Source organism: Microbacterium sp. CR_7 (genome assembly GCF_041954755.1).
In the GTDB taxonomy this organism is placed as follows: Bacteria; Actinomycetota; Actinomycetes; order Actinomycetales; family Microbacteriaceae; genus Microbacterium.
On record NZ_JAVAYF010000004.1, the window covers coordinates 234,187 to 257,946 of the forward strand.

Here is a 23,760-nt window from a genome sequence, read left to right on the forward strand (position 1 = left end):
AGAAACACCCAGAGAAAGAGAGACACCATGACCACGATCCCCACACTGACCCGCCGTCGCGCGGCATCGCTCTTCGGAGACGAGAGCGGAGCCGCGACAGCCGAGTACGCCATCACCACTATGGCGGCGGTCGCCTTCGCCGGCTTGCTCGTCGTCATCCTGCGCTCGGGTGAGGTGCGAGGCATCCTCACCGATATCGTGCGCCGCGCACTCAGCGTCTCATGATGCGTCGAGCGGGCGGCGATCGCGGGTCGGTCGCCGCGGAACTCGCGCTGGCGCTGCCGGCCGTACTGCTGGCCCTCCTGCTGGGTGCCGGCGCTCTCGGCGCAGCGTCACGGCAGGTCGCACTGCAGGACGCGACGGCCGACGCTGCCCGACTGCTCGGGCGGGGTGAGGACGCGGGAGCGGCGGCGGTGGCGGTGGCGAGGGCCGTCCCGGGCGCAGGCATGGCGAGTCGCATCGCCGGCGATATCGTCTGCGTCACCGCGCAGAGCGAGGTCGCGATCGCGGCGGTCCGCCTTCCTCTCCGCGCGTCGAGCTGCGCCCTGACCGGGGGTCTGTGATGGACGCGCGTGTTGCTCTCTGCGGGAAACGGTGATGGCGGGCGCAGCCCTGGGGGCCGGACTGCTGGCGGTCACGGCGACCCTCTCCTTCGGACTGGCCGCCGTCGGAGGTGCCGCGGTCACCGCGCAGCGCGTCGCGGGGGCCGCGGATGCCGCGGCGCTCGCCGCAGCGGATGCCGCGAGTGGGGCCGTGGTCGCAGCGGAAGATCCCTGCGCTGTCGCCGCGCGCGTCGCGCTGGCATCCCGTGCTCGCGTGACGAGCTGTGCGCTGGTCGGTCTCGTGGCGACCGTGCAGGTCCAGGCGGCGTACGCTGGACTCGCCGCCGTCTCCCGCGCCCGTGCCGGGCCACCCGAGGAGAGATGAGGTCGGCGCGAAGCGCGGTCCCGCGAGAACGCAGGTCGCCGCTGTGACGAACCCATCACGGCGGTGTGTATGGTGTGCTTCGGAGAAAGGATGCACCCTTGGCTCAAGGCAAGAAGCTGGTCATCGTCGAGTCCCCGACGAAGATGAGGTCTATTCAGGGGTACCTCGGTGACGGCTACGAGGTGCTCAGCTCGGTCGGTCACATCCGCGACCTCGCCGACAAGAAGGACATCCCCGCCGCCGACAAGCAGGCGTACGGGAAGTACTCGATCGACGTCGACAACGACTTCGATCCGTACTATGTCGTCTCCGACCGTAAGACCAAGACCGTCGCCGAGCTCAAGCGCGCGCTGAAGACCGCCGACGAGCTCCTGCTCGCCACTGATGAGGACCGCGAGGGCGAGGCCATCGCGTGGCACCTGCTCGAGACCCTCAAGCCGAAGGTCCCGGTCAAGCGCATGGTGTTCCACGAGATCACCAAGGACGCGATCCAGGCCGCCGTCGGCAACACCCGCGAACTCGACACCGACCTCGTCGATGCTCAGGAGACGCGCCGGATCCTCGACCGCCTGTACGGGTGGGACGTCTCCCCGGTCCTCTGGTACAAGGTCAAGACCGGGCTGTCCGCCGGACGCGTGCAGTCCGCCGCGACCCGCATGATCGTCGAGCGCGAACGCGAGCGCATGGCCTTCGTCTCCGCCGACTACTGGGACGTCGAGGCGCTCGCGTCGTCGACATCGGGGTTCCGGGTGCGGCTCGTCCGCGTCGACGGCGGTCAGCTCGCCCGCGGCACCGACTTCGACGACGCCGGAAAGCTCAAGAAGGCCGTCGTGGTCCTCGACGAGAAGAAGGCGGCAGCCCTCGCGCTCGCGGTCGACGCCGCCGGCGTGGGCACCGTCTCCAAGGTCGAGGCGAAGCCGGGTACGCGCAGCCCCTACGCGCCGTTCACCACCTCCACGATGCAGCAGGAGGCGGGGCGCAAGCTCTCGATGAGCGCGAAGCAGGCGATGAGCGTCGCCCAGCGTCTCTACGAGAAGGGCTACATCACCTATATGCGCACCGACTCCACGGCGCTGAGCACCCAGGCGGTGCAGGCGGCGCGGAGCCAGGCGGTCGCGCTCTACGGCGACAGCGCCGTGCCCCTCAAGCCGCGCGTCTACAAGTCGAAGAGCAAGAACGCCCAGGAGGCTCACGAGGCCATCCGCCCCTCCGGCGAGACCTTCCGCACGCCCTCGTCGGTGTCGTCGGAGCTCGACCGCGAGGAGTTCCGCCTCTACGACCTCATCTGGAAGCGCACGGTCGCGAGCCAGATGGCGGACGCCAAGTACGAGACCACGACCGTCACGATCGTTGTCGACACGTCGGCGTCGGGCGTCGACGCGCAGAGCATCGAATTCACGGCATCGGGCACCGTCTACACCTTCAAGGGCTTCCTCGAGGCATACGAAGAAGGACGCGACGAGAAGCGGAACTCGCAGGACACGTCCGACGAGCAGTCGCTACCCGTCGTCGCGGTCGGCGACGAGCTGCGGATGTCGGATGCCGAGGCCAAAGGGCATCGCACGACGCCGAAGCCGCGCTACACCGAGGCGTCGCTCGTGAAGGCGCTCGAGGAGCACGGCATCGGTCGCCCCTCGACGTTCGCGAGCATCATCGGCACCGTGATCGACCGCGGCTACGCCACGAAGCGCGGCCAGGCGCTCGTGCCGACCTGGCTCGCGTTCAGCGTCGTGCGCCTGCTCGAAGAGCACTTCGCCGACCTCATCGACTACGACTTCACGGCAGCCCTGGAAGACGACCTCGATGCGATCGCACGTGGCGAGCAGAAGCGCGTCGAGTGGCTGCGCTCCTTCTACTACGGCTCCGACCAGCAGGTCGGCTTGCGTCAGGTCGTCGACAACCTCGGCGAGATCGACGCCCGCGCGCTCAATTCGACGCGCATAACCGACACGGCCACGCTCCGGTTCGGCAAGTACGGTCCCTATCTCGAAGTGGTCGACCCCGCCGCGCCCGATGAGAAGCCGCGCATCGTCAATGTCCCCGAAGACCTCGCCCCCGACGAGCTCACGGCAGAGAAGGCTCAGGAGCTCATCGACGCACCCGTCGCGGGCGACCGCGTGCTGGGCGTGAACCCCGAGAACGGCAAGGTGATCGTCGTCAAGGACGGCCGCTTCGGACCGTACGTGCAGGAGAACGACCCGGTGTCCGACGACGCCGATGTCGACGAGTCCACCGGCGAGGTCGTCGAGAAGCCGAAACCCAAGCGCGGAGCGAAGAAGGACGCCGCGCCCAAGCCGCGCACCGGCTCGCTCTTCCGTTCGATGTCCGTCGACACGATCGACCTCGACACGGCGCTGCAGCTGCTGAGCCTGCCGCGTGTGGTCGGCACCGACCCGGAATCCGGCGATGAGATCACCGCGCAGAACGGTCGCTACGGTCCGTACCTGAAGAAGGGCACCGACTCGCGGTCGCTCGAGAGCGAATCGCAGATCTTCGACGTCACGCTCGAACAGGCACTCGAGATCTACAAGCAGCCCAAGTACGGCGCCGGAGCGCGCCGGGCGTCGAGCGCCCTGGCGGAGTTCGAGGCCGATCCCGTGAGCGGCAAGCCGATCCGCATCCGCGACGGCCGGTTCGGCGCCTACGTCACCGACGGCGAGACGAACGTCACCATCCCGCGCGGGCAGAAGCCCGAGGACATCACGTTCGAGATCGCGGTGCAGATGCTCGCCGACAAGCGAGCCAAGGGCCCGGCCCCGAAGCGCGGCGCACGCGGTGCCGCAGCGAAGAAGGCCCCGGCGGCGAAGAAGGCGCCCGCCAAGAAGCCTGCAGCGAAGAAGCCCGCGGCCAAGAAGCCGCAGACGGATGCCGAGAAGGCAGCCGCTCGCTCGGCGGCGGCCAAGAAGGCCGCGGCGACCCGTGCGGCGAACGCCGCGAAGAAGCGTTCCGAGTGAGCCGACCCGTCGACGTGAGGGGCGGTTCGTGACGCCGGAGCGCGGAGTCTGGATCACGCTCGAGGGCGGGGACGGCTCCGGCAAGACCACGCAGACGAACCTGCTCGCGGAGTGGCTGACCGGAAAGGGTCGCGCGGTCGTCCGCACCCGCGAACCGGGAGGCTCGGAGGTCGGTCAGCTCATCCGCGACATCGTGCTGCATCACCGCGGAGACATCGCTCCGCGCGCCGAGGCGCTCCTCTATGCCGCCGATCGCGCGCATCATGTGTCGACGGTCGTCCGCCCTGCGTTGGCGCGCGGCGAGATCGTGCTCCAGGATCGCTATCTCGACTCGTCGGTCGCCTACCAGGGCGCGGGCCGTGTGCTCGACGCCACCCAGATCAGAGACCTCTCGCTGTGGGCGGCGGAGGATGCGCTCCCCGACCTGACGATCCTGCTCGACCTCGATCCCGACGCGGCCCGGAAGAGGCTCGACTCCGCCGACAAGCCGTTCGACCGCCTCGAAGCCGAGAAGGGCGAGTTCCACCGCCGGGTCCGCGAGGCGTTCCTCGCGCTCGCGGCCGAGGAACCCGAGAGATTCCTCGTGCTCGACGCCGCCGAGGCCCCGGAACGGATCGCCGCCCGCATCCGTGCCAGGGTGCAGGGACTGCTGGGCTGACGACCGGGATCCGACGCACTCGGACGTCGGTGCCGCCGATTAGGCTGAGTGCATGCCTCAGACCGTGTCACCGCCCTTTCCCTGGGCCGACGTCTGGGGGCAGGACGCGGCGGTCGAGACACTCCGTGCTGCGGCCTCAGATCCTGCGGCGCTCTCGCACGCCTGGCTGATCACGGGTCCGCCCGGTTCCGGCCGCTCCACGCTCGCTTACGCGTTCGCGGCTGCGCTGATCGCCGATCGCCCGGACGACGAGGCCACGATGCGGCAGGTGCTCGCAGGCACCCACCCCGACGTCACCGCACTGCGCACCGACAAGGTGATCATCACGATCGCGGAGGCGAGGTCGCTCGTCGAGCGCTCGTACTTCGCGCCCTCCGCCGGCCGCTACAGGGTGATCGTCGTCGAGGATGCCGATCGCATGGTCGAGCGCACCTCCAACGTGCTGCTCAAGGCGCTGGAAGAACCTCCGGAGCAGACGGTCTGGGTGCTCTGCGCGCCGAGCGAGGCCGACCTGCTGCCGACCATCCGGTCGCGCGTGCGGTCGCTCCGCCTCCGCGAGCCCGACGTCGCCGACGTGGCGCGCCTGATCACCCTCCGCACCGGCGTCGACGCAGCCGTCGCCGAGCAGGCCGCGCGCCATGCGCAGCGGCACATCGGCATGGCCCAGCGACTCGCCACCGACGACGCGGCGCGGCGTCGCCGCGACGAGACGCTGCGCTCGGTGATCGGCGTCCGCGGCGTCAACGACGCGGTCGAGGTGGCCGGGCGCATCATCCAGGCTGCGACCGACGACGCGAAGGCGCTGACGGCCGAGCGAGACGCCGCCGAGAGGGCCACCCTCCTGCGCACCGTCGGCATCGCCGAAGGGCAGGCCGTGCCGCCGGCCCTGCGGTCGCAGATCTCGGCGCTCGAAGACGAGCAGAAGAAGCGCGCGACCCGCAGCCTGCGCGACGGGATCGACCGCGTGCTCACCGACCTGCAGTCGCTGTTCCGTGACGTCGTCATGCTGCAGTTCGGGCGAAACGACGAGCTGATCAACAGCGAGCTCCACGACGAACTCGCCGCGCTCGCGTCCGCGTGGCCCGAGACACGTACCCTTGTCGTACTTGACCACCTTGCCGAGACCCGCCAGTCGCTGGAGCGCAATGTCGCACCGCTGCTCGCCCTGGAGAGCTTGCTCGTGACCGTCACGAGCGGGAGGACACCGTGACCGACCGACAGACTTCCCGCCTCCGCCGCGTCCTCGCGACAGTCGCCGGCCTCGCCGTGGCATCCGTCGCGCTATCCGGCTGTCTCTACGCCATGATCCCCGAGGGGGCGGAGCCCAAGCCTTCCGTGACCAACGAACCCGACACCGAGGGCGTCAGCGAGGACCTCCTGCCCTTCTACGGACAGACCCTCAGGTGGACCGAGTGCGGCACGGGCTTCGACTGCACCGACGTCACCGCGCCGCTCGACTGGGAGAATCCGACCGAGGGCGAGATCACGCTCTCGGTCGTCCGGCACCAGGCGACCGGAACCGCGAAGGGCTCGCTGCTGACCAACCCCGGCGGTCCGGGCGCGAGTGGCGTCGACCTCATCCGCGACAGTCTCGATTTCGCGGTCGGCGCCGATCTCATCGAGAACTTCGACGTGATCGGCTTCGACCCGCGAGGCGTCGGGCAGTCGACGGCCGTGACCTGCTTCGATGCCGCGGGCATGGACGAGTACCTGTACTCGATCCCCTCCGCTCCGCGCGGAAGCGCCGAGTGGGAAGCCGAGCTGCTGGCGGCGCACAAAGAGTTCGCCGACGCGTGCGAGGCGAACAGCGGCGGCATCCTCCCGTTCATCACGACGATCAACGCCGCGCGCGACATGGATCTGATCCGCGCGGTTCTGGGCGACAAGCAGCTGAACTACCTCGGGTTCTCGTACGGGACGTTCCTCGGCGCGACGTATGCGAACCTCTACCCCGAGAAGGCCGGTCGGCTTGTGCTCGACGGCGCGATCGATCCCTCGGTGTCCGGACTCGACGTCGGTGCGACGCAGGCTCTCGGCTTCGAATCCGCGCTGCGCGCGTACATGCAGGACTGCCTCGAATCGGGCGAGTGCCCCTTCAACGGCTCGGTCGACGAGGCGATGGCCGACCTCGGCGCGCTTCTCGCGAGTGTCGACGCGGTGCCGCTCAAGAACGGCGACGGGCGGATGCTGGGAGCCGACGCCCTCATGACCGCGATCATCGCCGCCCTGTACTCGCAGGACAGCTGGACGTATCTCACGCAGGCGTTCGACGAGGCGCTGCAGGGCGATCCGTCGACGGCCTTCCTGCTCGCGGACTTCTACAACGGGCGGGAGAACGGCAGCTACATCGACAACTCCTCGGAGGCGTTCCGCGCGTACAACTGCATGGACTACCCCGTCGAGGACGACCCGGCCGCGGAGGCGGCGACGTCCGCCAAGATCGCCGAGGGCGCCCCGACCATCGCGCCGTACTGGGACGGACCCGACTCGTGCGAGGTGTGGCCGTACCCGCCCACGGGCACTCGCGGGGAGATCGCCGCGGAGGGTGCCGGGCCGATCGTCGTGATCGGCACCACCAATGACCCCGCCACGCCGTACGAGTGGTCGGAGTCGCTCGCCGACCAGCTGTCCGAGGGTGTTCTGGTCACTCGAGTGGGCGAGGGGCACACCGGATACAACAAGGGCAATGCGTGCGTCGACGGCGCCGTCGAGGCCTTCCTGCTCGACGACACCGTGCCCGAAGACGGTCTGCGCTGCGAGTGATCTCGATCACGCGCGCGCGGATCGGGGCTCGATTCGCGGTGCGCGTCCGGAACGGGTAATATCGATGATCGCGCCGCTTTAGCTCAGTCGGCAGAGCATTTCACTCGTAATGAAAAGGTCGTCAGTTCGATTCTGACAAGCGGCTCCACCAGGCCCCGTGATGCGAAGAACATCACGGGGCCTTCTGGTTCCCCGCACCGACTCGCTCCGGCGTACGCTCGGAACATGAGTAGAGCGCTCCTCATCGTCGACGTGCAGAACGATTTCACCGAGGGCGGTGCGCTGGCCGTCGCGGGTGGGGATGCCGTGGCATCCGCCGTCTCCGCGTACCTCGTCGAGCATGCCGGCGACTACGAGGTGATCGTGGCGTCGCGCGACTGGCATGACGCCGAGGGGGACAACGGCGGGCACTTCCACCCCGAGCCGGATTTCATCGACTCCTGGCCCGTGCACTGCGTCGCCGGCACGGAGGGAGCCGCGTACGACCCGCTCCTCGACACCGATGCCGTGACCCACCACGTGCACAAGGGGCAGGGCATCCCGGCGTACTCGATGTTCGAGGGCCGCACCGAGAGCGGCGAGACGGTGGGCGACATCCTCACGGGGGCGGGCGTGCTCCAGGCCGACGTCGTCGGGATCGCCACCGATCACTGTGTCCGGGCATCGGCGCTCGATGCGATCGCTCATGGCGTGCAGGTGCGGATCCTCACGGACCTCATCGCCGGTGTCGCCCCGGAGCCGAGCCGGTCGGCGCTGGCCGAGCTGGCGCATGCTGGCGCCGTGCTCGCTGAAAGCCGCGACGTATGACCCGCAGCGTCCTGCTGCTGCGGGCCGTGAACGTCGGCGGTCGGTCAAAGGTGCCGATGGCGCGACTGCGCGAGGTGCTGGCGCCCGAACTGGGCGATGACGTCTCGACGTACATCGCGAGCGGCAACGTCATCTGCGAGAGCCCGTCGGACCCGGATGCCGCCTGCGGCCGCGTCCGCGCGCTCATCGCCGAGCAGTTCGACGTCGACACCCCCGTCATCCACCGCTCCCACGCCGAGCTGGCCGCGGCCCTGGCGGAGCACCCGTTCCCTGACGCGGCGGAGAAGATGCTGCACGCGATGTTCCTCGAGGGCGACGCGCACGACGGGGCCGTGGCGGCGTTGACGGAGCGGCTCGTGCCGGGGGAGCGCATCGCGCTCGTGGGGCGCGAACTGTGGGTGGACTACGGAGAGGGCGGCGTGCAGAACACGCGCCTCACGAAGGCCGTGCTCGACAGGGCGCTGGGCGTAGCGGGCACGGCCCGCAACCTGCGGACGATCCGCACGCTCGTGGAGCTGACCGCCTGATCTCCGCGCTGCCTCAGCGCGCGTGGAGTTCGACGCTCAGGGGCGCAGGAGGCATGGCGGAGAACGTCTGCAGGTCGACGCGGCGGGTTCCGCAGTCGCCGCATCGGACGTAGAGCAAGACGCCTTCGCTGGTCGTGTGGCGCGACTCGATCAGCCATGCGTGCTCGTGTGCCGTCGAAGTGGGATGGGGTACCGGGAGGGTGTGCAGCGAGGTCATGCTTCCAGCGTGATGTAATGGCCTTATGCACCTCAACCCTTACGGCGAATACGCGGTGCTGCTGGCGGCCTCCCTCGCGAACGACTGGCCGGCCGATCGCGCAGCCATCGAGGAGCGAACGCTGTCGATGGGGATGACCATGGTCTTCCCACCGGCGCCCGACGACCACGAGCGTGTGCGCGACGTGATCGACGACTGGCTGGAGGTCGTCGACCAGTCCGATCCGGGGGAGCGGGCCCGACTCCTGAACGACCAGATGGCCGAAGCCGCCGCCTACCCTCGCCTCACGAATCACAGCGGCGAGGGCTGGCACCTGCACTACCGGGACGACGTACCCTCGCTGCCTTTCGTCCTGCGAGGCATCATCACCGTCGGCACGTCTCTGCATCTGGTGACCCGGGGCATGAACCGCCTCGGCCGGTGCGAAGCGTCGCCGTGCACCAATGTGGTCGTCGACATCACCCGCAACGGTCGGCAGCGTTTCTGCTCGGTGCGGTGCGCGAACAGAGCGGCGGTCCGGCGCCATCGCGCTCGATCGAGCGCGTGACCCCGGACCGCCGGTTCGTAAGAGGGGAGATCAGGCCGTCTGGCCGGCGTGCTTGCCCTCCGCCACCTCTTCGACGAGCTTCGCGTTGAACGCGGGCAGGTCGTCGGGGGTGCGACTGGAGACGAGGCCGCTGTCGACCACGACCTCCTCGTCGACCCAGGTGGCGCCGGCGTTGCGGAGGTCGGTGGCCAGACTCGGGTAGCTCGTGAGCGTGCGGCCGTCGACGACACCCGCCTCGATGAGGATCCAGGCGCCGTGGCAGATGACGGCGACGGGCTTGTGCTGCTCGAAGAACGATCGTGCAAGGGCGATCGACGGCTTGTCGAGACGGAGGTGGTCGGCATTCACGACGCCGCCCGGCAGGACCAGTGCGTCGAACTCGTCGGCCTTCGCCCCGTCGGACGTCAGGTCCACGTGCTGCACGTGCCCGTTCTTGCCGGTGATCTGCTGGCCCTCGGGAGCGATGAGGGTCGCGCTCGCACCTTCGGCCTGCACGGCCTCCCACGGGCTGGTCAGCTCGCTGTCCTCGAATCCATCGGTCGCGAGGAATGCCACGCGGCTGTCGGTCAGAGTCGCCATGATGCGTCCTTTCGTGGAGGTCTGGGTTCCCGGGTCGGGAACTCTTCGAGCCTCTCGCGAAGGGGGCGACACGAGGAAGGGGGTGGCCGGATCGCGAGGTGGATGCTACGAGCGCTCGCTCATGATGCGCGAGCGCCAGTTCGTCCCCATCCGCTCGTAGGTCACCACTGCGTGGCAGTTGCGGCACCTCACGTCGCACTTGGCGATCTCGTCGGTGAGCGCCTTCAGCCCGAAGCCGTTCGGAACCATCGCCATCACGGCATCCTTCTTCGCGGTCCCCGGCCGGTGGTCGAAGTCGAGCACCCGTACGTCCGAGACTCCGCAGTCCACGCACGGGTGCGAGAGCAGATGCGCTGCGACGACGTCGAGCGAGGCCGCACGCTGAGCCTGGGTGCGTGCGCTGATGATGCGGAGATGGTGTTCGCGATTTCGTCGGTAGTAGCGGCGCGAAGACGCTCGATTGCACTCACGGCAGACCTCTTGGAGCCCGTCTGCGCGGGAGGACTTGCGATTGAACTCCGAGGGAGGCTTGTGCGCCACAGCTGCTACAGCGGCGCAACGGCGCAGCGACTCCCGTCGGAGCTGCGATTCGTCGGTCGGTCATCTCGTCCTCGCTTCCGAGACGACCGTAGCGAAGGGGACCGACACCCGGGTCGGTGCAGTGGTGGGCCCTGTGGGGATCGAACCCACAACCCGCGGATTAACCTGCCACTTCGGCTTTCGCCGCCATCCTCTCGGATGTTCGTGGTCTGGACTGTCCCTTCACCGTGGCTTGCGCTGTAGGTGCCACCCGTCCAGTCTCTACACCTTCCGGACGAGGTCCGGCTTGGCTCGGGATCGCCATCTGTCTCCAGGAAGGGTTCCCCGACTTTGAGTGGTGTCATCCCCGGGGTTTCCCCCGAGGCGCTCCTATTTCGTTGAAGTCCGCTGCTCTGCCAATTGAGCTAAAGGCCCGTGCATCGACCGCGAGGCCGACCTCCTCATCCTAGCTTGCATCGCCGGCTCGCCCCGAAGCGTGGGAGGCGCGAAGAAGGGGCCGCCGACGATTCGCATCGTCGACGGCCCCTGGATCATCTCACCGCCCTCCCCCTGGTGGCGAGACGGTCACCGAGAGTGCTCCTCGGTATGACGGGATCACATCGGGGGCATCAGCACCGAGTCGATGAGGTACACCGTGGCGTTGGCGGTCTGAACGCCACCGCAGATGACCGCGGCGGAGTCGTTGACCATGATGTCGTCGCCGCTGCCGGTGACGGTCAGGTCAGCGCCCTGCACGGTGGTGTGCGTGCCGTCGATGTCGGACGGGGCGATCTGACCGGGGACCACGTGGTACGTGAGGATCGAGCTCAGGGTCGCGCTGTCGGTCTTGAGCGACTCGATGGTCGCCGGGTCGATCTTGGCGAAGGCGTCGTCGACCGGAGCGAAGACGGTGAACTCGTCACCGTTCAGGGTGTCGACGAGGTTCACGTCGGGGTTGAGCTGACCGCTCACCGCTGCGACGAGCGTGGTGAGGAGCGGGTTGTTCGACGCGGCGACTGCGACCGGGTCCTTCGACATGCCCTCGACGGAGCCGGCGCCGTCCGGAACCTGCTCGGCGTATGCGGCGCAACCGGGGCCGACGAGGTCGCCAGCCGGGTCCATCGTCTCGGGAGCCGTCGACTCCGACGTCTCGGGTGCGGACGACTCGGCGGGCTCGTCGGTCGAACCGCCGCCCATGGAACATCCGGCAAGGATGAACGCGCTTGCCAGACCCAGGGTGATCGCTGCGGTGACCTTCTTCTTGGTGCTGAACATCTCGTGCTCCTTCAGAAACTGTGCCACGGCCTCTCCGTGGCGTTGACAGCTGTTCGGAACCCCTTCGAGATCGGATGGGAAAAAGTTCGGACGGATTTCGGGAGCCCCGATTCCAATCCGTTTCCGGTCCGGGTCACGAACACATCACGAGCAGTTCTTTTCCCTCACGTTCCGGTGACGGATGCGCGGGAAAGGCAGGAGGATGCGGCATGCTTGTAGAGATGGTCATCGACGGGATGGACGTACCCGAGGACGGTACGGCGAGGGATGCTGTCGCCGACCTTCTCATACGCATAGGCGAGGGCGACGAGCGCGCGCTCGCGGAGCTCTACGACTCGCTCTCCTCCCGCGTGTTCGGCCTCATCCTGCGCGTACTGGTGAACCGCTCGCAGAGCGAGGAGGTCCTGCAGGAGGTCTTTCTCGAGATCTGGCAATCCGCTACACGGTTCGCTCCGAACAAGGGGCAGGGAAGAACCTGGGTCATGACGATCGCGCACCGCCGTGCGGTCGACCGGGTCAGAGCATCCCAGTCCAGCGCGGACCGGGATGTGAAGGCCGGGTACAGGGATATCGGGGTCGCGCACGACAGTGTCGCGGAACGGGTCGAACTGGGCATCGAGGGCGAGAAGGTCAGGAACGCCCTCGCAGGTCTTCCCGAGGCGCAGCGCGAAGCGCTCGTCCTCGCCTATTTCGGCGGATACAGTCAGAACGAAGTCGCGGTGCTCCTCGGAGCCCCGCTGGGGACCATCAAGACACGGATGCGAGACGGGTTGAGCCGTCTGCGCACAGCACTGGGGGTGACAGCATGAACGAGAACGAATTCGCAGAGCTCGCGGCAGGAGCCGCGCTCGGCGCGCTGTCGCCCGACGACCAGCAGCGCTACCACGCTGCTCTCGTCGCGAACCCGGAGTGGCAGAGGATCGCCGACGCGGATGCCGCGGTCGCGGCGATGCTGGCCGAGGGTGTCGCCCCGGTCGCGCCGCCGGCCGATCTCCGCTCGTCGCTGCTCGCCCGGATCGCGACGACGCCCCAGAACGGCGAGGTGTTCGTCGAACCGGCGGCCGCTGCCGGCTCCGCCCGGGAACCGGACTCCGAGGAGGGCGATGATCAGGCGTCCACCGAATCGAGCCACCGTCCCGCCGTCGGAGGGGAGACCGGAGCCAAGGCGCCGGCTCGACGTCTGCGCGTGCTCTTCGCGCTCGCTGCCTGCCTGGCGCTGCTCGTGGGAGTCGGTGTCGGCACGGTCGCGCTCAACGACTACCTGAACCGCCCGGCGAGCGTCGTGGCGCTGCAGGAGATCCAGTCCGCCGACGACGCCCAGCAGGCCAGCGTGGAGCTGGCCGACGGCGGAACGGCCACGGCCCACTGGTCGGCGTCGGTCGGCGAGGCCGTGCTCGTGGCGGACGGGATCGCCACGCTGCCCGACGACCAGGACTACGAGCTGTGGTTCGTTCGCGGAGACCAGCCGATCTCGGCGGGCGTCTTCGAGGCCGAGGACGGCGAGGCCACCGCCCTGCTGTCCGGCGACATGCACGAAGGCGATGTGATCGCGGTCACGATCGAACAGGCGGGCGGCTCGCCGGACGGATCCCCGACGACCGACCCGGTCATCGCGATCCCCACCGCTTGACGCCGAGTCGCGCGTACCCTGGAGTGATGCCCGAGCAGCACTCCCGCCCCGTCCGTCGTCCGAGCAGCGCCTTCGACAACATCGTCGGTCGTCATGATCCCGCAGAGGAGACGCGGGTCGCGCACGCCACGGCATCCGCTCTCCTGACCCGGGTGCGCGCCGACGAGAGCGGGGTCAGTGCGGACCGCCTAGTGGCGTTCACCGACGAGCACGGCATCGACGAGATCGCCGAGCTGTGGTCGAAGGCGCCGTCTCGCACGCTGCCCGGAGCCCTATGGCGCCTGTATCTGCTGCAGCTCGCGATCCACTCCGATCCGCAGACCGCCGCGCTGCTCTACGAGCGGGGGAGGGTCGAGCTGCCGTCGGCGGATGCCGTCATCGCCGGCGCTCCGGTGCCGGCCGACCCCGACGAGCTCGTCGTGCTGATCGACACGATCCTGCGGGGAGCGTTCCGCGGCGACTTCGCGGTGGCGCTCGACCGCGCCGCCGCCTTCTGCCGCGTGCAGGCGTCTGGTGCGACGCACACCGCCGACGACTACGAGGTGACCGAACCGGCGAGGGCGAGCGAGCTGACCACGCGGGCGCTCCGCCTCAGCAGCTATGCGCAGGATCTGTCCGCATCTGCCGTGCTGTGGCGCCAGGGGGCGCTGGCCTGACAGCCGGACTCGGCGTGGGCGTCGCGTCCGAGCCCGGACATGAGAAGACCGGGCCGCAAGAACGCCTCTCGGCGGAAGGCCGCTCGCAGCGGCGAAAATTGGAGCCCGGGGTTATGCGGCCCGGCCTGTACCAGTGTAACGCGATGCGGCGGCGGGTATTCCCAGGGTCGTAGGCTCTCATCATGGCTCAGCGATTCGCTCTCATGATCGACCCGGCAGAGTTCGACGCCGACCGCGCCGATTTCGCAGACACCTTCACGAAGGTCGACGCCGCCGCTCCCGCGCTGAGCGTGGGGGAGCTCAGCACTCAGCGCGGCGACGGGGTGTTCGAGTCGATCGGGGTCGTCGATCGGCATGCGCAGGAGGTGGTCCCGCACCTCGAGCGCCTGGCTCACTCGGCTCGCCTGTGCGACCTGCCGGTGCCCAACCAGGCGCAGTGGCGCCAGGCCATCGAGGTGGCCGCTGCCGGCTGCGGGGAGGGCGAGTACGTCATCAAGCTCATCCTCAGTCGCGGGGTCGAGCACGGGCCGACGCCCACCGCCTGGGTGACCGTCGCCCCGGCATCCGATTTCTCCGGCGTCCGCCGGAACGGTGTGCGCGTCGTCACGCTGGACCGCGGCTACGACCTCGATGTCGCGCAGCGAGCGCCCTGGCTGCTGCTCGGCGCCAAGACGCTGTCGTACGCCGTGAACATGGCGGCGCTGCGCGAGGCCCGCCGCCGCAGCGCCGACGACGCCATCTTCCTCTCGCGCGACGGCTACGTGCTGGAGGCGCCGACCGCGTCGCTGATCCTGCGCAGCGGCGACCGGTTCCTCACCCCGGCGCCGAACGGCGGCATCCTGCACGGCACCACGCAGCTGAGCGTGTACGAGCACTTGACCGCACGGGGTTTCACGGCCGAGTACGACCGAGTCCCGGCATCCGATCTCACGTCTGTCGATGCCGCGTGGCTCGTGTCGAGCGTCCGCTTGGCCGCGCCGATCACGGCCGTCGACGGCGTCGAGATCCCGGTCGACCACCCCCTCACGGCCGAGCTGAACGAGTACCTGCTCTCGCCCCGCGACTGACCCCCGGGAACATTCGCTCCTTCCTTCGGCACGGACTTCGGAGACGGGGATCAACCCGCCGTTCGTCGGCGTCATTCGGCGGCGTGTCATCCCGGAGATCCGAACCTGTGCTCGCGGTCCAGCGGACGCAACTTCATCATCTCCATGACCGCGCGCTCGACGAGATCCCAGTCGTGCACGATCATCGCGTAGTCGAAGCGCAGGGTCGGATGTCCCCAACCTGCGGCCGTCGCGTCACGCACCAGATCGCGGTGTCGATGTGACGGGCCGTCGTGGTTGTCCTTGCCATCCGCCTCGATGATGAGCCAACCGTCGACGAGGACATCCACGCGACCTGTTCCCACGATCGGCGCCTGGGTTCGGACGGACCACCCGTGACGACGTGTGCGCAGTCTGACGAGCGATTCCAGCCCGCTGTCCGCGTCATCGCGCGAGAAATCGATCAAGTCCGCCCCACGCGCATCGATGGTCTCGCGCAGCCATGCCAGCTCTGACACGGGCAGCAACCCCTGCCGGCGCGCCGATTCGAGCGCCACGAAGAACGCCTCGTCCCCACGGCAGCGGTAGATCTGGAGCAGGATGCGCGAGACGGTCGGCGCGCCGAACGTCGACGTCGATCCACCGTCGTCCCAATGTCGGACGCAGGCGCACCGAACGGACTCCGCCGGATAGTGGTGTCTGCCGGAGCGCAACCAGACGTGGACCTTCGCATCGTCGAGAACCCAGATCCCGAGGTGGCGAGCGGCCGACTCGCACCCCAGCGATCCGCCGTGACGAGCCGCCTCCATGGCGACGTCGCACGCGGCGAGCGATGCGTAGACACCTCGGCGGATTCGGCGCAGCTCACCGCGGCGGATGCGTCGGTCGAGCGTGCTGCGTGAATCTCGGGCGCGGAGCTCGCGCCAAGTCCAGATCTCAACGGATGACGTGCGGCACATCACGCCAGAATGCGGGCCTCGACGTCCTTCCGTCGGCCTTCGGATGCCGTGCACACGCGATGTGTGGATAAGCCGGGAGGGTCCCGAACCGTGGAGGCAGAGTGCGCTGCGTGCCGCCCGTGCACGCCTTCGGACTTCGGGTGCGACACGCCGTGCGACGAGGGGGCCGCACGGCGTGTCCTCGTCAGCATCCGAAGTTGTGCTCGGAAGCCAGGACCGAGACGGGTGCTCAGCCGAAGCGACCGGACACGTAGTCCTCGGTCGCCTGCACCGACGGGGTCGTGAAGATCGTGCTCGTGTCGTCGTACTCGATGAGCTTGCCCGGCTTGCCGGTGCCGGCGATGTTGAAGAACGCCGTCTTGTCGGAGACGCGGCTCGCCTGCTGCATGTTGTGCGTGACGATGACGACCGTGTACTCCTGCTTGATCTCGGCGATGAGCTCCTCGATCGCGAAGGTCGAGATCGGGTCGAGCGCCGAGCACGGCTCGTCCATGAGGATCACGTCGGGGGAGACGGCGATCGCGCGGGCGATGCACAGACGCTGCTGCTGACCGCCCGAGAGGCCGGAGCCCGGCTTGTCGAGGCGGTCCTTGACCTCGTTCCAGAGGTTCGCGCCGCGCAGCGACTTCTCGACGAGGGCGTCCTGATCGCTCTTCGCCATGCGGGAGTTGTTGAGCTTCACGCCCGCGAGGACGTTCTCCTTGATCGACATCGTCGGGAACGGGTTCGGGCGCTGGAACACCATGCCCACCTGGCGGCGCACGAGCACCGGGTCGACGCTCGCGCCGTAGAGGTTCTTGCCGTCGATCAGCACCTCTCCCTCGACGCGAGCGCCGGGGATGACCTCGTGCATGCGGTTCAGAGTGCGCAGGAACGTGGACTTGCCGCAGCCGGACGGGCCGATGAACGCCGTCACGGTGTTGGGCTTGATGTCGATGTTGACGCCCTCGACGGCGAGGAAGTCGCCGTAGTAGACGTTGAGGTCGTTGACTTCGATGCTCTTGGACACGAGTGATCCTTCTGTTCAGTCGGGTGGGGGCGGCTCAGCGGCCGGCAGTCTTGGGGGCGAACACCTTGGCGATGATCCTCGCCAGCAGGTTCAGGACCATGACGATGAGGATGAGGGTGAGCGCGGACGCCCAGGCGCGCTCCAGGTAGGCATCGACGGGGATGCCGGGATACTTGGCCTGCATGTACGAGAACACGGGCAAGGTGGCCATCTGCCCGCTGAACATGTTCGTGTTCATGCCCTGCACGATGCCGACCGTGAGCAGCAGCGGAGCGGTCTCGCCGATGACACGGGAGATCGCGAGCATGATCGACGTCGTGATGCCGGCGATCGCGGTGGGCAGCACGACCTTGAGGATCGTCAGCCACTTCGGCACGCCCAGCGCGTAGGCCGCTTCGCGGAGCTCGTTCGGGACGATGCGCAGCAGCTCCTCCGAGCCGCGCACGACCACCGGGATCATGAGCACCGACAGGGCGAGCGAGCCCATGATGCCCATGCGGGTTCCGGGGCCGACGAGGAGAGCGAAGACCGAGTAGATGAACAGACCGGCGACGATCGAGGGGATGCCGGTCATGACGTCGACGAGGAACGTGATGCCTCGGGCGAGCTTGCGGCCTTCGCCGTACTCCACCAGGTAGATCGAGGTCATCAGCCCGATCGGCACCGAGATGATGGTGGCGCCGAGCGTGATCAGCAGGGTTCCCCAGATGGCGTGCACGGCGCCGCCGCCCTCGCCGACGATGTTGCGCATCGAGAAGCTGAAGAACTCGCCGTCGAAGCGGGCGAGGCCGTTCACCACGACCGTGTAGAGCAGCGAGACGAGCGGCAGGAGCGCGACGACGAAGGCGCCGGAGACCAGCGCGGTCATGAGGCGGTCGACGGCGTGACGACGGCTCTCGACCACGGAGGAGACCACGAAGATCAGCACCATGTAGAGCAGCAGTCCGACGACGAGCGTCAGGGCGATGTTGAAGTCGGCGGGGTCGCCGCCGGCGTTCATGAAGGCGAAGATCGTTCCCGACACGACGAACGCCACGAGCAGCAGAGCCCACGGCATCCATTTGGCGAGGTGCCCCGCCGAGGTCGTGTGCGTGGTCGCCGCGACCGGGGTGGGGGTCAGGGTGGCGGTCATGTCAGTTGGCTCCCGAGAACTCGGCGCGACGCGAGACGATCCAGCGGGCGATGAAGTTGACGACGAAGGTGACGATGAACAGGATCAGACCGGCCGCGATCAGGGTGTTGACACCCTCGTCATGCGCCTCGGGGAAGCGCAGGGCGATGATCGCGGGGATCGTCGTCGGGTTCTCCGGGTTGATCAGGTTGAAGGTGATGATGCCGAGCGGCGAGAGCACCAGCGTCACCGCCATCGTCTCGCCCAGGGCGCGGCCGAGGCCGAGCATCGCGCCCGAGACCATGCCGCTCCGGGCGAAGGGCAGTACGGCCATGCGGACCATCTCCCAGCGCGTCGCCCCGAGCGCCAGGGCGGCCTCCTCGTGGAGCTTCGGCGTCTGCAGAAAGACCTCGCGGCAGATGGCGGTCATGATCGGCAGGATCATGACCGCGAGGACGAGGGACGCCGTGAGGATCGTCTTGCCGGTGCCGGACGGCGTGCCGCTGAAGAGCGGGATCCAGCCGAGGTTCTCGTTCAGCCACTTGTAGAAGGGCACGAGCATCGGCGCGAAGGTCAAGGCGCCCCAGAGGCCGAACACTACCGACGGCACGGCGGCCAGCAGGTCGATGATGTAGCCCAGCACGCCCGCGAGTCGACGCGGTGCGTAGTGCGAGATGAACAGCGCGATGCCGATCGCGATCGGTGCGGCGATGATGAGTGCGATGAGGCTCGCCCAGAGCGTGCCGAAGACGAACGGCCATACCCAGGAGAGGAAGGACTGCCCCTCGAGGATGTGGTTGTTCGAGGTGTCGGGCGACAGTGCGGGGATCGCCTGCACGATGAGGAAGATCGCGACGGCGGCGAGGGTGATGAGGATGACGATGCCTGCTCCGAGCGCGGTGCCGGAGAAGACGAGGTCGCCCCGTCGGCGCAGGGCGGTGCGCGACCCGGGTGAACGGGTTTCTCGGCCCGTTGTGGTGGTGGTCATCTGAGCGGCTCCACGGTGTGCTCTGAGGGGCTGTCGGGTGTTCTCATGCGGGTGCCCCCGGGTGTCGGTCGAGGTCCTGTCGACCGACACCCGGGGGCGCCGGGACCGGAGCTCAGCGCCTGGCTGAGCTCGCGATCACTCGGTGACGATCGCGTCGATCGCGGTGTTGATCTGCTCGCGCAGGGTGTCCGAGATCGGCGCGCTGCCCGCGGCCTCGGCGGCGGCATCCTGACCCTCGGCCGAGGCGACGTACTCGAAGTACGCCTTCACGAGGCCGGCGGTCTCGGCGTCGTCGTACTCGACGCAGCCGATGAGGTACGACACCAGGGCGATCGGGTAGGAGCCGGCGGGTGCGGCTGCCGGGTCGACCGCGTAGGCGAGGTCGTGGTCGGAGCGGCCCTCCTCGAGCGGCGACGCCTCGACGAGCGCGGCAGCGGCCTCGGCGGAGTACGCGACGTACTCGCCCTCGACCTCGACGGCGACCTGTCCGAGCTCCGAGGTGCGCGAGGCGTCGGCGAAGCCGATGTAGCCCGAGCCGTTGGTGATCGCGTCGACGACGCCCGAGGTGCCGTCTCCGGCCTCACCCGACGACAGCGGCCACTCGTCGGCGGCCTCGTAGGTCCACACGTCGGGGGCGACGGCGCTGAGGTACTTCGTGAAGGTCTCCTGCGTACCCGACGCGTCGGCGCGGTGCACCGGCACGATGGCCTGGTCGGGCAGGTCGACGCCCTCGTTCTGGTCGGCGATGGCCGGGTCGTTCCACTTGGTGATGGTGCCCGCGAAGATGCCGGCGAGCGTCTTGCCGTCGAGGTTCAGCTCGTCGATGCCCTCGAGGTTGAAGGCGACGGCGACGGGCGAGATGTAGACGGGGATCTCGACGATCTCGTCGGAGGCGCAGGAGCCGAAGCCGCCCGTGGCGAGCTCGTCGGTGTTGAACGCGCGGTCCGATCCGATGAAGTTCGAGGAGCCGGCGATGAAGTTCTCGCGGCCCGTGCCCGAACCGGTCGCGGTGTAGTTGACGGTGACGTCGGGGTTGGCCGTCTGGAAGGCGGCGACCCAGGACTGCTGCGCGGCCTCCTGCGAGGACGCGCCGGTGGCGTCGAGGCTGCCGGAGAGGGTGGAGTCGCTGGGGGCGTCGGACGACCCGCTGCCACCTTCGTTCGCGGCACAGCCGGCGAGCGCGAGAGCGGCGACGGCGCCGATGGCGCCGATACGTGCGATTCGGGAGATCTTCACTGTGGATCCTTCGATCATGGATGGGTGGGGCCCGGTGCAGGGCACACAGTGACGCTAGGTGCGGCGGTTAACGAGACTCGACCGCGCAGGTGAACGGAAGGTGAACGAACGGCGACTCTCTGGAGACGATCCCCGTGATCATGCGGAGAATCCGGGTACCCGTTCCCCGCGGCCGGTCGTCAGACCTTCGGGCTGTGCGTCTCGATCGCGATGATCCCGGATCCGGGGTTCGACGAGGAGAGGTGCACGACCGAGAACGCTCCCGGCTCGAGGTCGGCCGCGCTGCTGACGTACGATCCCTGGATCGTGCCGGTCGCCAGGGCGATCTCGGAGAGGATGCCGGGCAGCACGGGCCCGTGGCTGCAGACCACCGAGGGCTTGCCGGAGCGGACCCGTCGACCGATCACGGATCTCAGGTCGTCGGTGTCGTCCTCCCAGGCGTCCTGGCTGATCTTCGCGGTCTTCACGGACTTGCGATCGAGCGACTTCGCGAGGGGCTTCACGGTCTGCACGCAGCGCACCGCGTCGCTCGTCACGATGCGCCGCACCCCGAACGCTCGCAGCGGGCCGACGATCGAGTCGGCCTGGCGTCGTCCCCGCTCCGTGAGCGGGCGAGCCGCGTCCGCGCCATCCCATTCCGACCGGTGCAGCGCCTTGGCGTGCCGGAGCGCGATCACGGGGAAGGTGCGCAGAACACCGTCGTCGACGAGCTTCGCGAAGAAGTCGAGGATCTCGTGATCGACCGGGTAGCTGAGTCGGGCGCGCGCCTTCTTCAGCGGCACCCACTCGAGCGCGGCGATCTCCTTGTTCGGTACGAACGTCGATTCGCGGATCGCGCTGTCGGTGGCCTCGGCCGCCCAGTAGTGCACGACCTTCTGCTTGCTCGACGGGAGGTGGTAGCGGCTCACCCCGACGGGCACGCCGAGCGAGACGCGGATGCCGGTCTCCTCATGCACCTCGCGCACGGCGGTCTCGGCGAGCATCTCGCCCGGATCGACCTTGCCCTTGGGCAGGGTGACGTCGCGGTACTTCGTGCGATGGATCAGCAGGATGTGCAGCTTGTCGTCGACGAGACGCCACACGACGGCGCCGGCCGCGTACACGGCCTTGTCCGTCCACTTCGAGCGGATCGCCTGCGCCGTGGGCTGCGGAGTCATCGCGCCGCCCGTGCGCGCCGGCGTCGCTGGATCGAACCCATCGTCTTATCCTGCAGGTCGACGAGCGGCTTGCCGTCGGCGTCCTCGGCGTGGCGCGTCCACACCCCCTCGGGTCCGAGGTGCCACGATGACGTGCCGGGGGCCAGGGCGAGGTCGAAGAAGGCCAGCAGCTCCTTCATGTGGTTCGCGTCGGTCACGCGCACGAGCGCCTCGACGCGTCGGTCGAGGTTGCGGTGCATCATGTCGGCGCTGCCGATGTACACCTGCGGGTCGCCGTCGTTGTCGAATGCGAAGATGCGGGAGTGCTCCAGGTACCGACCCAGGATGCTGCGGACGGTGATGTTCTCGCTCACGCCCTCGAGGTCGGTGCGCAGGCTGCAGATGCCCCGCACCCAGACGTCGACCTTCACGCCGGCCGCGCTCGCGCGGTAGAGGGCGTCGATGATCTCCTCGTCGACCATCGAGTTGACCTTGATGCGGATGTGCGCCGGCTTCCCCGCCTCGGCGTGCTTGCGTTCCGAGTCGATCAGGCGGACGAGACCCTTGCGCAGGTGCAGCGGAGCGACGAGCAGCCGCTTGAACTTCTTCTCGATCGCGTAGCCGCTCAACTCGTTGAACAGGCGGGTGAGATCCTTCCCGACCTGGGGGTCGGCGGTGAAGAGCCCGAGGTCCTCGTAGATGCGACTGGTCTTCGGGTTGTAGTTGCCGGTGCCGATGTGGGAGTAGTGGCGCAGCACGCCCTCCTCCTCGCGGATCACGAGCGCGAGCTTGCAGTGGGTCTTGAGTCCGACGAGCCCGTAGACGACGTGCACGCCCGCCTTCTCGAGCTTGCGCGCCCAGACGATGTTGTTCGCCTCGTCGAAGCGCGCCTTGACCTCGACGAGCGCGAGCACCTGCTTGCCGGCCTCGGCTGCGTCGATCAGCGCCTGAACGATCGGGCTGTCGCCAGAGGTGCGGTACAGGGTCTGCTTGATCGCGAGCACGTGCGGGTCGCGCGCCGCCTGCTCGAGGAACGCGACGACGCTGGTCGTGAACGACTCGTACGGGTGGTGCACCAGCACGTCGGACTTGCGGATCGCCTTGAAGATGTCGGCGCGCGTCTCGTTCCCGCCCGGTTGGAAGGCCACCGGGGTCGTCGGCAGGTGCGGCGGGTAGCGCAGATCCGGGCGGTCGATGCGGGACAGGTCGAACAGTCCGCGCAGGTCGAGCGGCCCGGGGAGTCGATAGACCTCCTGGTCGGTGATGTCGAGCTCGCGGGCGAGCAGGTCCATCGTGACCTCGTCCATGTCGTCGGTGATCTCGAGGCGGATGGGCGGGCCGAAGCGGCGCCGCAGCAGTTCGGCCTCGAGCGCCTGGATGAGGTTCTCGCTCTCGTCCTCCTCGATCTCGACGTCTTCGTTGCGGGTCAATCGGAACGCGTGGTGGTCGAGCACCTCCATGCCCGGGAACAGGTCGCCGAGATGGTTGGCGATGAGCTCCTCCAGGCGCAGGAATCGCTTGATCTCGCCGCTCCCTGGGACCTCCACGAAGCGGGGCAGCATCGGCGGCACTTTGAGACGGGCGAACTCCTGCCGCCCGGTGCGGGCGTTGCGGATGCGGATCGCGAGGTTGAGCGAGAGCCCCGAGATGTACGGGAACGGGTGCGCGGGGTCGACCGCGAGCGGCATCAGCACGGGGAAGACCTGCGCGCCGAAGTACTCCGAGAGCGCCTCGCGCTCGGCGTCGGTCAGGTCGGACCACTCGGTGATCTCGATGCCGGCATCCGCCAGAGCCGGACGCACGAGGGAGGTCCAGGCATCGGCATGGCGCAGTTGCAGGGCGTGGGCCTCACGGGAGATGTCGGCGAGAGCGTCCACGGGCGAGCGGCCGATGTTGGTCGGCACGGCCAGACCGGTCACGATGCGTCGCTTCAGCCCGGCGACGCGCACCATGAAGAACTCGTCGAGGTTGCTCGCGAAGATGGCGAGGAAGTTCGCACGCTCGAGCTCCGGAAGGCTCGGGTCCTCGGCCAGTTCCAGCACTCGCTGATTGAAGGCGAGCCAGCTCAGTTCGCGGTCGAGGTATCGGTGGTCCGGCAGCTGGGAGTCCGGGGCCTCGATGGCGTCGAAGTCGTCGTCTTCGGCATCACCGAGACCGGCGTCGGCGAGAGCGGGATCGATCATGGGGTACATCTAAGCACCGCGAGGTGTCGCGCG

At 68.5% G+C, this 23,760-nt stretch carries 25 protein-coding genes and 1 tRNA gene; 15 read left to right on the top strand and 11 right to left on the bottom strand.

Annotation, left to right across the window (positions count from 1 at the left end):
- The first annotated feature begins 27 nt into the window (after positions 1-27).
- The 10 genes from RAC81_RS10210 (at position 28) to RAC81_RS10255 (ending at position 8,636) form a co-directional block, all read left to right on the top strand.
- A complete protein-coding gene (locus RAC81_RS10210) occupies positions 28-225 on the top strand; it encodes a DUF4244 domain-containing protein (RefSeq protein WP_375082244.1) in 198 nt (65 codons plus the stop codon).
- Complete coding sequence (locus tag RAC81_RS10215; protein WP_375082245.1) at positions 222-563, top strand: TadE/TadG family type IV pilus assembly protein; 342 nt, start codon at positions 222-224, stop codon at positions 561-563. Before RAC81_RS10210 ends, RAC81_RS10215 begins: the two co-directional genes overlap by 4 nt.
- Positions 564-597: 34 nt before the next feature.
- On the top strand, positions 598-927 hold the full coding sequence (locus RAC81_RS10220; RefSeq protein WP_375082246.1) for a helicase: 330 nt from the start codon (positions 598-600) through the stop codon (positions 925-927).
- A gap of 98 nt (positions 928-1,025) precedes the next feature.
- Positions 1,026-3,881, top strand: coding sequence for a type I DNA topoisomerase (gene topA, locus RAC81_RS10225; RefSeq protein WP_375082247.1), 2,856 nt, complete (start codon positions 1,026-1,028; stop codon positions 3,879-3,881).
- Positions 3,882-3,909: 28 nt separating this feature from the next.
- Positions 3,910-4,539 (top strand): dTMP kinase, encoded by a 630-nt coding sequence (gene tmk / locus RAC81_RS10230; protein WP_375082248.1) that lies wholly within the window; start codon positions 3,910-3,912, stop codon positions 4,537-4,539.
- Positions 4,540-4,591: 52 nt separating this feature from the next.
- Positions 4,592-5,749: a DNA polymerase III subunit delta' gene (locus RAC81_RS10235; protein WP_375082249.1), complete on the top strand. Its 1,158-nt coding sequence runs from the start codon at positions 4,592-4,594 to the stop codon at positions 5,747-5,749.
- On the top strand, positions 5,746-7,302 hold the full coding sequence (locus RAC81_RS10240) for an alpha/beta hydrolase (RefSeq protein ID WP_375082250.1): 1,557 nt from the start codon (positions 5,746-5,748) through the stop codon (positions 7,300-7,302). Before RAC81_RS10235 ends, RAC81_RS10240 begins: the two co-directional genes overlap by 4 nt.
- 72 nt (positions 7,303-7,374) lie before the next feature.
- Positions 7,375-7,450 (top strand) — tRNA-Thr (locus RAC81_RS10245).
- Positions 7,451-7,527: 77 nt separating this feature from the next.
- Positions 7,528-8,109, top strand: coding sequence for an isochorismatase family protein (locus RAC81_RS10250; protein ID WP_375082251.1), 582 nt, complete (start codon positions 7,528-7,530; stop codon positions 8,107-8,109).
- On the top strand, positions 8,106-8,636 hold the full coding sequence (locus RAC81_RS10255; protein WP_375082252.1) for a DUF1697 domain-containing protein: 531 nt from the start codon (positions 8,106-8,108) through the stop codon (positions 8,634-8,636). Before RAC81_RS10250 ends, RAC81_RS10255 begins: the two co-directional genes overlap by 4 nt.
- Before the next feature lie 13 nt (positions 8,637-8,649).
- On the opposite strand, the gene RAC81_RS10260 is transcribed toward RAC81_RS10255, so the two are convergent.
- The gene (locus RAC81_RS10260) at positions 8,650-8,853 is read right to left on the bottom strand and encodes a hypothetical protein (protein WP_375082253.1); all 204 of its coding nucleotides are present in this window, start codon (positions 8,851-8,853) and stop codon (positions 8,650-8,652) included.
- 25 nt (positions 8,854-8,878) lie between these two features.
- Between RAC81_RS10260 and RAC81_RS10265 the strand changes: the two genes are divergently transcribed.
- Entirely contained in the window at positions 8,879-9,400 is a 522-nt protein-coding gene (locus tag RAC81_RS10265; protein WP_375082254.1) for a CGNR zinc finger domain-containing protein, read from the top strand.
- A gap of 30 nt (positions 9,401-9,430) precedes the next feature.
- Here RAC81_RS10265 and RAC81_RS10270 read toward each other — a convergent pair whose 3' ends face one another.
- From RAC81_RS10270 to RAC81_RS10280, 3 genes are all read right to left on the bottom strand, one after another.
- A complete protein-coding gene (locus RAC81_RS10270; RefSeq protein WP_375082255.1) occupies positions 9,431-9,979 on the bottom strand; it encodes a type 1 glutamine amidotransferase domain-containing protein in 549 nt (182 codons plus the stop codon).
- Between the two features lie 105 nt (positions 9,980-10,084).
- Entirely contained in the window at positions 10,085-10,282 is a 198-nt protein-coding gene (locus tag RAC81_RS10275) for a hypothetical protein (RefSeq protein WP_375082256.1), read from the bottom strand.
- An 831-nt stretch (positions 10,283-11,113) separates the two neighbouring features.
- Positions 11,114-11,773: a fasciclin domain-containing protein gene (locus RAC81_RS10280; RefSeq protein WP_375082522.1), complete on the bottom strand. Its 660-nt coding sequence runs from the start codon at positions 11,771-11,773 to the stop codon at positions 11,114-11,116.
- Positions 11,774-11,982: 209 nt separating this feature from the next.
- Between RAC81_RS10280 and sigK the strand changes: the two genes are divergently transcribed.
- The 4 genes from sigK (at position 11,983) to RAC81_RS10300 (ending at position 15,126) form a co-directional block, all read left to right on the top strand.
- Positions 11,983-12,582 carry an ECF RNA polymerase sigma factor SigK gene (sigK, locus tag RAC81_RS10285; RefSeq protein WP_341933721.1) on the top strand — a complete coding sequence of 200 codons (600 nt, stop codon included), beginning with the start codon at positions 11,983-11,985 and terminating at the stop codon, positions 12,580-12,582.
- Positions 12,579-13,403, top strand: coding sequence for an anti-sigma factor domain-containing protein (locus RAC81_RS10290; RefSeq protein ID WP_375082257.1), 825 nt, complete (start codon positions 12,579-12,581; stop codon positions 13,401-13,403). The genes sigK and RAC81_RS10290 overlap by 4 nt, the downstream gene beginning before the upstream one ends.
- A gap of 26 nt (positions 13,404-13,429) precedes the next feature.
- Positions 13,430-14,059: a DNA-directed RNA polymerase subunit beta gene (locus tag RAC81_RS10295; protein ID WP_375082258.1), complete on the top strand. Its 630-nt coding sequence runs from the start codon at positions 13,430-13,432 to the stop codon at positions 14,057-14,059.
- A 182-nt stretch (positions 14,060-14,241) separates the two neighbouring features.
- Positions 14,242-15,126 (top strand): aminodeoxychorismate lyase, encoded by an 885-nt coding sequence (locus RAC81_RS10300; protein ID WP_375082259.1) that lies wholly within the window; start codon positions 14,242-14,244, stop codon positions 15,124-15,126.
- Positions 15,127-15,212: 86 nt separating this feature from the next.
- Here RAC81_RS10300 and RAC81_RS10305 read toward each other — a convergent pair whose 3' ends face one another.
- From RAC81_RS10305 to RAC81_RS10335, 7 genes are all read right to left on the bottom strand, one after another.
- Entirely contained in the window at positions 15,213-15,662 is a 450-nt protein-coding gene (locus RAC81_RS10305) for an endonuclease domain-containing protein (RefSeq protein ID WP_375082260.1), read from the bottom strand.
- 631 nt (positions 15,663-16,293) lie between these two features.
- A complete protein-coding gene (gene pstB / locus RAC81_RS10310; protein ID WP_251587067.1) occupies positions 16,294-17,073 on the bottom strand; it encodes a phosphate ABC transporter ATP-binding protein PstB in 780 nt (259 codons plus the stop codon).
- A 34-nt stretch (positions 17,074-17,107) separates the two neighbouring features.
- Entirely contained in the window at positions 17,108-18,205 is a 1,098-nt protein-coding gene (gene pstA, locus RAC81_RS10315) for a phosphate ABC transporter permease PstA (RefSeq protein WP_375082261.1), read from the bottom strand.
- A 1-nt stretch (position 18,206) separates the two neighbouring features.
- Positions 18,207-19,172, bottom strand: coding sequence for a phosphate ABC transporter permease subunit PstC (gene pstC, locus RAC81_RS10320; RefSeq protein ID WP_375082262.1), 966 nt, complete (start codon positions 19,170-19,172; stop codon positions 18,207-18,209).
- Between the two features lie 135 nt (positions 19,173-19,307).
- On the bottom strand, positions 19,308-20,408 hold the full coding sequence (gene pstS, locus RAC81_RS10325; RefSeq protein ID WP_375082263.1) for a phosphate ABC transporter substrate-binding protein PstS: 1,101 nt from the start codon (positions 20,406-20,408) through the stop codon (positions 19,308-19,310).
- Positions 20,409-20,587: 179 nt separating this feature from the next.
- Complete coding sequence (locus RAC81_RS10330; RefSeq protein WP_375082264.1) at positions 20,588-21,565, bottom strand: NUDIX domain-containing protein; 978 nt, start codon at positions 21,563-21,565, stop codon at positions 20,588-20,590.
- The gene (locus tag RAC81_RS10335; RefSeq protein WP_375082265.1) at positions 21,562-23,727 is read right to left on the bottom strand and encodes an RNA degradosome polyphosphate kinase; all 2,166 of its coding nucleotides are present in this window, start codon (positions 23,725-23,727) and stop codon (positions 21,562-21,564) included. Before RAC81_RS10335 ends, RAC81_RS10330 begins: the two co-directional genes overlap by 4 nt.
- Positions 23,728-23,760 lie beyond the last annotated feature (33 nt).